12 protein-coding genes and 1 pseudogene are annotated in these 10118 nt (G+C 69.2%); 5 read left to right on the top strand and 8 right to left on the bottom strand.

What is annotated here, in order from left to right:
- Window positions 1-454, bottom strand: a 454-nt coding sequence (locus RTO53_RS17760) for a glutathione S-transferase N-terminal domain-containing protein (protein WP_312239044.1), incomplete at its 3' end; no start/stop codon positions are given.
- Window positions 455-589: 135 nt separating this feature from the next.
- Here RTO53_RS17760 and RTO53_RS17755 point away from each other — a divergent pair.
- The gene (locus RTO53_RS17755) at window positions 590-934 is read left to right on the top strand and encodes a helix-turn-helix domain-containing protein (protein WP_312239043.1); all 345 of its coding nucleotides are present in this window, start codon (window positions 590-592) and stop codon (window positions 932-934) included.
- A 29-nt stretch (window positions 935-963) separates the two neighbouring features.
- Here RTO53_RS17755 and RTO53_RS17750 read toward each other — a convergent pair whose 3' ends face one another.
- Together RTO53_RS17750 and RTO53_RS17745 are read right to left on the bottom strand one after the other, a co-directional pair.
- On the bottom strand, window positions 964-1338 hold the full coding sequence (locus RTO53_RS17750; RefSeq protein ID WP_312239042.1) for a hypothetical protein: 375 nt from the start codon (window positions 1336-1338) through the stop codon (window positions 964-966).
- 34 nt (window positions 1339-1372) lie between these two features.
- On the bottom strand, window positions 1373-2299 hold the full coding sequence (locus RTO53_RS17745) for a LysR family transcriptional regulator (protein ID WP_312239041.1): 927 nt from the start codon (window positions 2297-2299) through the stop codon (window positions 1373-1375).
- Between the two features lie 130 nt (window positions 2300-2429).
- On the opposite strand from RTO53_RS17745, the gene RTO53_RS17740 reads away from it, so the two are divergent.
- Window positions 2430-2822 (top strand): RidA family protein, encoded by a 393-nt coding sequence (locus RTO53_RS17740; RefSeq protein WP_312239040.1) that lies wholly within the window; start codon window positions 2430-2432, stop codon window positions 2820-2822.
- Window positions 2823-3013: 191 nt separating this feature from the next.
- Window positions 3014-5191 carry a hypothetical protein gene (locus RTO53_RS17735; protein WP_312239039.1) on the top strand — a complete coding sequence of 726 codons (2178 nt, stop codon included), beginning with the start codon at window positions 3014-3016 and terminating at the stop codon, window positions 5189-5191.
- A 127-nt stretch (window positions 5192-5318) separates the two neighbouring features.
- Here RTO53_RS17735 and RTO53_RS17730 read toward each other — a convergent pair whose 3' ends face one another.
- Window positions 5319-5504, bottom strand: coding sequence for a hypothetical protein (locus RTO53_RS17730; RefSeq protein ID WP_312239038.1), 186 nt, complete (start codon window positions 5502-5504; stop codon window positions 5319-5321).
- 99 nt (window positions 5505-5603) lie between these two features.
- Here RTO53_RS17730 and RTO53_RS17725 point away from each other — a divergent pair, with 99 nt between their 5' ends.
- Window positions 5604-6515 carry a LysR substrate-binding domain-containing protein gene (locus RTO53_RS17725; RefSeq protein ID WP_312239037.1) on the top strand — a complete coding sequence of 304 codons (912 nt, stop codon included), beginning with the start codon at window positions 5604-5606 and terminating at the stop codon, window positions 6513-6515.
- Between the two features lie 121 nt (window positions 6516-6636).
- On the opposite strand, the gene RTO53_RS17720 is transcribed toward RTO53_RS17725, so the two are convergent.
- The 3 genes from RTO53_RS17720 to RTO53_RS17710 are packed head-to-tail and all read right to left on the bottom strand — an operon-like array spanning window position 6637 to window position 8386.
- Window positions 6637-6879: a hypothetical protein gene (locus RTO53_RS17720; RefSeq protein ID WP_312239036.1), complete on the bottom strand. Its 243-nt coding sequence runs from the start codon at window positions 6877-6879 to the stop codon at window positions 6637-6639.
- Window positions 6876-7610, bottom strand: coding sequence for a glutamine amidotransferase (locus tag RTO53_RS17715; protein ID WP_312239035.1), 735 nt, complete (start codon window positions 7608-7610; stop codon window positions 6876-6878). The genes RTO53_RS17720 and RTO53_RS17715 overlap by 4 nt, the downstream gene beginning before the upstream one ends.
- Window positions 7607-8386 (bottom strand): YggS family pyridoxal phosphate-dependent enzyme, encoded by a 780-nt coding sequence (locus RTO53_RS17710; RefSeq protein WP_312239045.1) that lies wholly within the window; start codon window positions 8384-8386, stop codon window positions 7607-7609. The genes RTO53_RS17715 and RTO53_RS17710 overlap by 4 nt, the downstream gene beginning before the upstream one ends.
- Window positions 8387-8474: 88 nt before the next feature.
- On the opposite strand from RTO53_RS17710, the gene ptsJ reads away from it, so the two are divergent.
- Window positions 8475-9797 carry a transcriptional regulator PtsJ gene (gene ptsJ, locus RTO53_RS17705; protein WP_312239034.1) on the top strand — a complete coding sequence of 441 codons (1323 nt, stop codon included), beginning with the start codon at window positions 8475-8477 and terminating at the stop codon, window positions 9795-9797.
- Here ptsJ and RTO53_RS17700 read toward each other — a convergent pair.
- Window positions 9764-10118, bottom strand: a pseudogene (locus RTO53_RS17700) (hypothetical protein); the annotation flags it as partial. The gene ptsJ and the pseudogene RTO53_RS17700 overlap by 34 nt on opposite strands.

Here is a 10118-nt window from a genome sequence, read left to right as displayed (position 1 = left end):
CGAACGTGTCGCCGGTGAGGTACTCGCGTTCGGCCAGCTGCGCGTCGATCCAGGCAAAACGTTGCGCGAGCTTCGGGCGTGCGGTCTCCACGTACTTGCCGGCGGCGGTGGCGTACAGCAGCGGGATGAATCCCTTGTGGATCTCGGTGGCGAGGAAGCTCAGCCATTCCTGCAGGCGATAGCGCGCGCGCGTGCCGTTCGGCGGTGCCAGTGCACTGGCCGGATGCTGGTCGGCGAGGAACTGCAGGATCGCCGCACCTTCGCGCAGCACGCTGCCATCGTCCAGTTCCAGCGCCGGCACGTAGCCCAGCGGATTGACCTGCAGGTAGTCATCGCCGTCGGTGGTGCGATGGGTGCGGTGATCGACCTTGACCAGCGTGGCGGCGATACCCAGTTCATTGAGCACGATGTGCGGCGCGAGCGAGCAGGCGGCGGGCAGGTAATAGAGCTTCATTGCGGTGTCCAGGACGGCAGGGGCCTCCGTGTGAGGCGTCCTGGCGCATTCTAGGAGCGCGGTATAAAAACGGAAGAAGGCACTATCCTGTGGTGTAGGTACATAATTGTTACCTGCTACCTTCCGAACCCTTCGATGAAAGACAACGTTTCCGGCTGCTCGGTGGAAGAAGCGATGCGCCTGCTCGGCGGGCGCTGGCGGTTGCTGATCGCCTCTTACCTGCTCGATGGCCCCAAGCGCTTCAACGATCTGCGCCGCGACATTCCCGCCATTTCCCAGCGCATGCTCACCCTGGACCTGCGTGCATTGGAAGAGGCCGGGCTGGTCAGCCGCACCGTGTATCCCACGGTGCCGGTCAAGGTGGAGTACGCGCTGACCGGGGACGGGCGGCGGTTGCAGCCGGTGGTGGAGGTGATGCAGGTGTTCGGGTTGTGGGTCAAGGCGCGTGCGGCTGTCGTCGATGCGGACGCTGGGCGCTGACCGAGGCGTGCATCACGACGTGCGTGGAGTCACGGGTCGGCGTCAGCGGCACGGAACCCGATGACCTTGTCCAGGGTGAAGCCGGGCAGCATCGCGCGCAGTTCGTCCAGCATCTTCAGCCGCGATGCCTCGGCGCTGTCGGCAGGCAGGCCGGCGGCAAGCGCACGCCGGTAGGTATCCAGCCCCGCCGCCTGCAGCGCTGGTTCGCAGTGCGAGGCTGCGGCGACGGCGATCTCGGTGGCGCTGGCGCTGCCGCGGTAATGCTGCTGGGCGTAGGCGAAGTGGCAGTCGAGCAGTGCGGTCAGCAGCGGGTCCCGGGCCGGTTCGGAAGGCGGGGTCTGGGCCAGGGCCGTGCTGCCCAGAGCGAGGCCGGCAAACAGTGCGATACAGCAACGAGGGTGCATGGGGTGTCCTGGAGGGCCGTGCAGGCGTAAGTGCTCAGCGCTGGGGCAGGGTGTCGACGGGCGCCTGCGTGGCCATCAACCCGGCCACCCACTCGATGAACACCCGCAGTTTGACGCTGACATGCCGGTTCGGCGGAAACGCGACATACAGCGGCATCGGCTCCAGGTGCCAGTCGGCGAACACACGCACCAGTTCGCCGTTGGCCACGTGCGGGGCGGCCATGTAGGTGGGCAGCCAGAGCAGGCCCAACCCGGCCACGCCGGCGGCGAGATAGGCGTTACCGTCGTCGAGCGCCAGCCGGTGGCGACCCTGCACGATGATGCGCTCTTCGCCGCGCTGCATCGTGTACGGCAGCACCTTGCCATTGCGCGAGCGCAGGTAACCGACGATGCGGTGGTGGCTGTCGAGCAGGGCGCGCGGGTGGTCGGGGATGCCGGCCTCCTCAAGGTAGGCCGGTGCGGCATGGATGCCCGCCTGCAGGTCGCCGATGCGGCGCGCGACCAGTGATTGATCGGTCATCGTGCCGCCGCGGATCACCGCGTCCACGTTCTCACCGATCAGGTCGATGTCGCGGTCACTCACGCCCAGGTCGAGCTGGATGTCCGGGTAGCGGGCCAGGAAGTCGGGCAGGGCGGGGACCAGCACCAGGCGCGCGAGCGGCGCAGGCACGTCGATGCGCAGCCGTCCGCGCGGCAGGGCTGCTGCGCCGGACAGGCTGGTGTCGGCATCGTCGAGGTCGGCCAGCAGGCGTACCACCCGTTCGTAGTACGCCGCGCCGTCAGCGGTGACGTTGACCTGGCGGGTGGTGCGGTTGAGCAGGCGCACCCGCAGCCGCGCTTCCAGCTGCTGCACCAGCTGGGTGACGGTGGTGCGGCTCAGCTGCAGGGTCTGGGCCGCCTTGGTGAAGCTGCCGGTCTCCACCACGCGGACGAAGGCCTGCATCGCATCGAATCTGTCCATGGGGCGCCTTTCGAGGAGGATTGTTTGGATTCTACAAACAGTGATGGCCGGTCTGGGGCGTTTATCCAGGCCGGTGCGGCCTCTACCGTAGCCACATCACAACAACGGGCCACCGGCCCGGGAGAAAACGATGGCAACCCGTGACGTGGTCTTTCCGCCGGGCCGGCAGGCCCTGTATGAGCGCAACCGGTATTCGCCGGCGGTGCGTGCCAATGGCTTCCTGTTCGTCTCCGGCCAGGTCGGCAGCCGCGAGGATGGCTCGCCCGAACCGGAACTGGAAGCGCAGGTGCGGCGGGCCTTCGACAACCTCAACGCGGTGCTGGGTGCGGCCGGCTGCACCTTTGAGGATGTCGTCGATGTGACCGTGTTCCTGGTCGATCCGGAGCGGATCTTCGAGCGGGTGTGGGCGATCGTCCCCGAATACTGGGGCCAGGCGCCGTACCCGACCCTGACCGGGATCGGGGTGACGTGGCTGTATGGGTTCGATGTGGAGATCAAGGTGATTGCGAAACTGCCGGCCTGAGGGCGGCAGGGGCGTGCGCCGGTGGTAGCGCCACGCCATGCGTGGCTGGCTTCGTTGCGGCGTCATGAACGCTGCCAGCCACGCATGGCGTGGCGCTACTGGCGAGGCCGCGACGGGGCGGGCCTTCACGCGACTGCGCCGCCCCGATGGCGATAGTGCACGGGTCATTCTGCTGCCCCGCGCCTACCTACATGCCCCTGATTCCCGAGCGCGTCCAGCGCTGGCCCCGGCCGTGGCGCCTGGCGTTGTTCTCGCTGCTGGCGCTCTATGCGCTGTATCTGGTCGCCGGCAACGTGTTCCTCAATACGCCGCTGTTCGATGCGGTCACCAACCGCAAGCCTGAAAAATTCACCATGCAGACCGGGCCGGCGCTGACCCTGCTGCCTGGCCAGGCCATCGTGTGGAACATCCGCATGCGCGGGCAGGCCGGGCGCACGGTGTATATCTTCCGCGCCGACCGGGCCGGTGCCTGGATCGACCTGGTGGCGTTGTTCCGCCGCGAGGTGCGCATCCCGCGCATCGATGCCAGTGGCGTAGAGGCCGACATCCAGCGGGTGGACAAGGCGATCCCGCCTCCGCCGCGCAGCGATCGGGGCTGGACGCTGCGTTTCGACGCGATCCATAGCGATTCCATCCGCAGCGGTCAGTTCGGCAAGCTGCTGATCGTGGGGCAGGGGCATGGCAACGTCGGCTTCCTCAAACAGCTCAAGGGTGGGCCATCGGAACTGTTCGATTCCACCGCCGGCTTCGAGCAGGCCACGGTCAGTTTCGACGGGGTGAAGGTGCTGGACGAGGCACATCTGGGTGCACGTTTCCACTTCCCGCGTCACTATCGTGACCAGGCGCCGGGGCTGCGCAAGTTCGAGATCACCTGGGCCCAGCTGCAGATCGACGCGCGCAGCCAGGCGCTGGAAATCGACACCGGCGGCCCGCATGTCAAGGTGGGCAGCACGCCGTCGAACGCGCGGCTCAACGCCGACGTGGTGCTGGACCAGGGCGCGTTGCAGCCGGGCAGCCGGGTGGTGTGGCGGGTGCCGGTGCATGCCGGCATCGATGCCGATGATCGTGGCCTGCTGTCCCTGCAGCTGGATGTGGCGCAGGACATGCGGGTGCAGGCGCGCCTGCCGCGCGATCCGGAAACCGGCAGTGAACTGCACGCCGACCTGCGCGTGACGGGCACGAAGATTCCGTTCCGGGCGCCGGCCGAACTGCTGCCGCGCTTGTCCGGGCAGGTGCAGGGCGCGTGGAAGTTCGAGTCGTTGAACTGGATCGCCGATCTGTTCGTGCGCAAGCCGTGGTTCCACCTGGATGGCGGCGGGCTGCTGGAAGGCGACCTGAAGATCGCCGACGGCCAGCTCGCGCCGGGCAGCACGTTAGACATCCCGCAGGTGGCGGCCGTGGCCGAGGTCGCCGGTGTACGGTTGCGCGGGGATGCCAACGCGCACGGCAGCATCGTGGCCGGTGCGCCGGCCCAGGCACAGCTGGACGTCAGGATTCCGCAGTTCAGCGCCGCGCCGACGGACGCGCCGAAGGCGTTGCTGTTCGATGGGCGCGCGATGGCGCTGACCCTGCGTGGCGACGCCCGCCTGCAGCAGTTGCGTGACGGCATGCGCGCGCATCTGCGCTTCAACGATGCGCGGGTGCCGGACCTGACCGCTTACAACCGCTACCTGGGCAACGACAACGTGCGCCTGCTCGGGGGCACCGGCCTGCTCAGTGGCGATGTCGAAATGGATTCGGCCGGCCGTGTCGGCACGGGCCGGGCCGACCTGCGCGGACGCGGTGCGCAGTTGCAGGTGGCCGGCATCGCCATGCGCGGGGATGCACAGCTGAAGGCACGCGTGCAGCGCGCTGATTTCGACGCCAGGCAGTTCGACCTGGGCGGTACGACGGTCGATCTGCGCAACATCCGCGTCGGCGATGCCGGCGGTGAAGACAACTGGTGGGGGACGGTGGCAGTGCGCAAGGGCCATATCGATGCGGCCGCGCCGTTCCAGGTGGATGCACAGGCCGATCTGCGCCTGCGCGATGCCGGCCCGTTGCTGGGGGTGTTCGCCGAACGCAGCGCCTATCCGCGCTGGGTGCTGGGCCTGCTCGATTCGGGCGAGGTGCAGGCCAGCGGCCAGCTGCGCTGGCGCAGTGGCGAGCTGCGGGTGGAGGACCTCCAGGCCGAGAACGAACGCCTGTCGCTGCGCGCCCGTCTCGATCTTGCGCATGCACAGCGGCGGGGGGATCTGTACCTGCGCTGGGGCGTCCTGGGTGCCGGGATCGAGCTGCAGGGCCAGCAGCGCAAGTGGCACCTGGCCGGCGCGCGCGAATGGTACGACCAGCAGCCGCGATTGTTGCCGGCCAGTGGATCGGCACCGTAGTTCGCTGGGTTCGGCAGCCACGTATGGCGTGGCGCTACCGGCGATACGGTGACGTGTGCCGAGTCCGCAGGCGATGTCGCTCGACCCGGCTAGGGCCACGCCATGCGTGGCTGACGCGGTGCCCGGATCAAACGTTGCTGCAGGTCGACGCGGAACGTGGCCGCGAAGGCGTCAAATCCCTTTCGTTCTCCCGGGGTGCAGCGCCCCTCGCATCGGTTTTGGCATCGGCCGTCGGCGCCCCCGCCAGCTGCCGGGCCAGGTCGGTGTTGGTGATATGCCCTTGCAGGAACAGCAGCCCGGCGTAGATGTTCATGTTCCGTCCTCCACTTGAGTAGCGTTGACGATAGGTGCAGGATGCGGGTCGAAAAAGCGACATTTCCGCAACCTGGTCTTGAATGGGATTCAAGTCGATATGTCCCGGATGCCCCTGCAGGCGTTGCAGAACTTCGTCACCGCCGCGCGCCTGGGCAACCTGACCCGCGCGGCGGAAACGTTGAATCTCACCGTCAGTGCGCTCAGCCACCAGATGCGCCAGCTCGAGCAGCGCCTGGGCTACCCGCTACTGCTGCGCCAACCGCGCGGCGTCGCGGTGACCGCCGAAGGGCAGCGGCTGCTCGAACAGGTGGCGCCGCATCTGGATGCGATCGCGCAGGCGTTCCAGCCGTTCGCCGCGCGCCATGACCGGGTGCTGACGGTGAGTGCGCTGCCGTCGATGGCCTCCAACTGGCTGGTGCCACGGCTGGGGTCGTTCGTGGCCGCGCACCCGCAGATCGAGTTCAATCTGGAATCCAGCGAGCGGCTGACCGATTTCGAGCGCCACCTGCAGTGCGATGCCGCGCTGCGGGTGGGGGCGGGGCAGTGGGCCGGGCTGGTGGCCGAGCCCTTGTTCGACGAATGGTTGATGCCGATGGCCAGCCCCTCGCTGGTCGAGCGCATGGGCGGGGTGGACGCCCGCCCGCTATCGCAATGGCCGCTGCTGGGCGACCCGGATGGGGAATGGCACCGCTGGTTCGCGCTGGCCGGCGACACGCCGCCGGGCCGCTACGTGGCCATGCTCAACGATTCCGAAGCCCACCACCGTGCGGCGCTGGACGGGTTCGGCGTGGCGTTGGGACGGGTGACGCGGGCGCGGCTGCTGCTTGATTCGGGGCAGTTGATCGCGCTGTCGCCGCACCGGTTGAAAACGCGCTGGTCGCACTGGCTGGTGTATCCACCGCGCTCCTCGACGCACCAGGGGTTTCTGGCCTTTCGTGCGTGGCTGCATGCGCAGGCCCAGGAACACGCGCAGCACATGCAGACACTGGCCCGCCCGCCGATGGCGTAAACGCCTTGCGGCGCCGTGTTGCCTGCTCGACAAGATCGCCAACGGTGGGCCAGCCACAATGGCTGGCGCCTGGCTGGACGGCCGGCGGACGCTGTATTGGCAGCAAGCCGGAGGCGTGGGGTCAATCCAGGGGTGCGGGCATGTCCTGGTAAACCACCTCGCTGCCCAGCACGCGCAGCCCCTGCGGCCCGCTGCTCAACAGCCGTTGTTCGCCGATGGCCTGCTGCCACTGCAACTGGAATTCCTGCGCGGCGGGCAGTTGCGCGGCGAGCGTGTGCAGGTTGTGGCGGGCCTGCGGACCGTCGCTGTCGAAGCGGCCGAGCAATATGCCGTGCTGGTGCACGATCAGGCGATGACTGCTCATGCGGGCACCGCTTCGGTCACCGCAGGCACCGGCAACGCATCCAGCCACGCGCCGAACAGGTCGCGTGCGGCGGCAGCGAGTGGTGCGGCGTAGCGTGCGGCCTGATCGCGCAGCTGGCGCGGATCGATGCCGGCGTCGTGCAGTTCGTCGGCATGGCCGATCAGCCAGCTTTCGATCCGGGTGGCGTCCACTTCGGGGTGGCATTGCAGGGCCAGCAGGTGCGCGCCGATGGCGAAGGCCTGCTGCGCGCAGGCCGGTGTGGCGGCCAGGCGTTGCGCACCGGCGGGCAGGCTGAAGGTTTCACCATGCCAGTGCAGCACCGGGATGCCGACCAGGGCACGCAGCGGCGAGGCCAGGCCGGCGTCTGTGAGCGACAGCGGGGCAAAGCCGATTTCCCGGGCTCCCATGGGCACCACCGCTGCGCCCAGCGCACGCGCGATCAACTGCGCCCCGAGGCAGATGCCGAGGGTAGGGCGCTGTGCCTGCAGACGACGCTGCAGCAGCGTCTGCAATGCGGGCAGGTGCGGGTAGGTGTCGGTGTCGTTGGCGCTGATCGGCCCGCCGAGGACGATCAGCAGGTCGGCGTGTTCGGCCTCGTCGAGCGGGTCGATGCCGGCCTGCAGCGTGCTCAGCTGCCAGCCGCGTGCGGCCAGCAGCGCGGCGAGCACGCCGGTGTCTTCGAAGGCGACATGCTGGACGGCCACGGCGTGGCGGCGCGTTGGCGTGGTCATGGCGTTGCATCCGGTGCAGGCGTGGGCCAGTAGAAGCTGTCCGGGGTGGCGCGCGCGCCGAAGATGGCCTGGCCGACGCGGACCACGGTAGCCCCTTCCTCGATGGCCAGGTCGAAATCGCCGGACATGCCCATCGACAGTTCGTCCAGGGTGACCCCCTCCGGCAGGGTCGGGCGCAGCCGGTCGCGCAGGTCGCGCAACCGTGCGAAGCAGGGGCGGACCAGGGTCGGGTCCGGCGAGAACAGGGCCAGGGTCATCAGCCCGCGCACGCGCAGCCGGCTGAAGGCGGGCAACTGCTGCAGGAAGTCGGCCACCGCGATCGGGTCCAGCCCGTACTTGCTGGCTTCGCCGGAGGTGTTGACCTGCACGAACACCTCCAGGTCGCGCTGCTCCAGCTCCAGGCGGCGGTCCAGCGCTTCGGCCACGCGCAGGCTGTCCAGCGCCTGGAACTCGCTGGCAAACCGCGCCACCTCGCGCGCCTTGTTGGTCTGCAGGTGGCCGATCACCGACCAGCGGATGGGCAGGTCGGCCATGGCCTCGGCCTTGGCCTGCGCTTCCTGCACCTTGTTCTCGCCCAGCTCCTGGCAGCCGGCCTGCCAGGCCAGCCGCAGCCGCGCTTCATCGACGGTCTTGCTGACCGGCAGCAGGCGCACGCTGGCCGGGTCGCGACCGGCGCGTTCGCAGGCGCGGACGATGCGTTCGCGCACGGCGTGCAGGTTGTGGGCGATCTCGTCGACAGTGGTGGCCTGCGGCCAGTCGGGGCGTGCGATGGTCATGCGGAACTCCGGAAACGGGGACAGCTGCACGGCGGCCTCGCGCATGCAACACTGTCCCGGGACGATTCATATATTGGCATAGGACAAAATGAAAATCACCGGCCAGACCGCCAGTGCGGTGTTCGACAGCATCCGCGCACAGATCCTCAGCGGGGCGCTGGCGCCGGGCCAGCTGCTGCCGCCGGTACGCGAACTGGCGCAGCGACTGGACATCAACCGCAACACCGTGGCGGTGGCCTACAAGCGCCTGGATGCGGCCGGATTGGCGCAGACCCAGGGCCGGCGTGGCACCGTGGTGACCGCGCCGCCCGCGCCCGGGGCGCAGGAAGGCAGCGCGGCCGGGTCGGCGCTGCACGATCTGTCCAGCGGCAACCCCGATCCGCAGTGGCTGCCGGAACTGCGTGCCTTGTTGCCGGCACGTGCGCCACGCTTGTATGGCGCGCCCACCATCGACCCATTGCTGGAGCGGTTGGCGCGCGCGCAGCTGGACCCGGACTGCCCGCCGGGGTATGCCGTGGAACTCAGCCACGGCGCGGTCGATGCGATCGAGCGGGTGCTGGGCGGCTGGTTGCTGCCGGGCGACCGGGTGGCGGTGGAGAATCCGTGTTTCCTCGGCAGCCTCAACACGCTGCGCGCGGCCGGGCACGCCACCGCGGCGGTGGCGATCGATGCACAGGGCATGCTGCCGGCATCGCTGGCGCAGGCGTTGCAGGGCGGTGCGCGCGCGGTGCTGCTGACCCCGCGTGCGCACAACCCGACCGGTGCCAGCCTCGGCAGCCGCCGCGCGCGCGAGCTGCGCCAGGTGCTGGCGCGGCATCCGGAGGTGCTGGTGCTGGTCGACGATCATTTCGCATTGTTGTCGCAGCAGCCTTATTGCTCGGTGATCGGCGCGGGTACGCGGCGCTGGGCGCTGGTGCGCTCCCTGTCCAAGGCGTTGGGGCCGGACCTGCGGCTGGCAGTGCTGGGCTGCGATGCCGACACCGCGGCGCGGTTGCGCCTGCGCATGGCGCCGGGCACCGGCTGGGTCAGCCATCTGCTGCAGGATGCAGCCGCGGCGGCGCTGGGCTCGGCGCGGGTGATGGCGCGGGTGGCCAAGGCCGGGCGCGACTATGCCCAGCGCTGTCGAACGCTGCAGCAGGCGCTGGCCGAACAGGGCATCGCCACGCCTGCGGTGATGGACGGCCTGAACCTGTGGCTACCGTTACCGGCTGACAGCCAGCCGCTGGTGCTGGCGCTGGCACAACGCGGCTGGCAGGTGCGCGGCGGCGAGGTGTTCGCGGTGCAGCCGGGCGTGCACGGCCTGCGCATCACCACGGCGATGCTGGGCGAAGCCGATGCGCGGCGGTTGGCCGTGGACCTGCGCCACGCGCTGGAGGGTCAGGGCGCGCTGGGCGCGCTCGGGCGCACGTAGTGCGATTGGCCGTTGTCGCCGACGAAGATCAGCTCCGGCTTGCCCTGCCATGAGGTGAGCATGGCGCCGGTGCTGTTCTGGTGTTTGATCACCAGGGTGGCGCCGCGATCCGGGTTGGCGGTGACCTTGAACACTTCGGTGGTGCCGCTGGCATCGTCCAGGCTGAGCATGGCTTCATCGCCGACATCGGCGGTGCCGTAGCCGCCGCGTTCGGAGCCATCGGCGCCGAGCAGGATCATGCCGGACAACGGCGAGGCACGCGGCCCCTGCGACACGCCTTTGCTGAGTGGATCGGGCACCGGCGCCCCCAGGATCACCCGG

The organism is Stenotrophomonas sp., from assembly GCF_031995405.1.
GTDB lineage: Bacteria > Pseudomonadota > Gammaproteobacteria > Xanthomonadales > Xanthomonadaceae > Stenotrophomonas.
The sequence above is the reverse complement of the archived record's forward strand: the minus strand, read 5'-3'. Positions and strand labels throughout refer to the sequence as shown.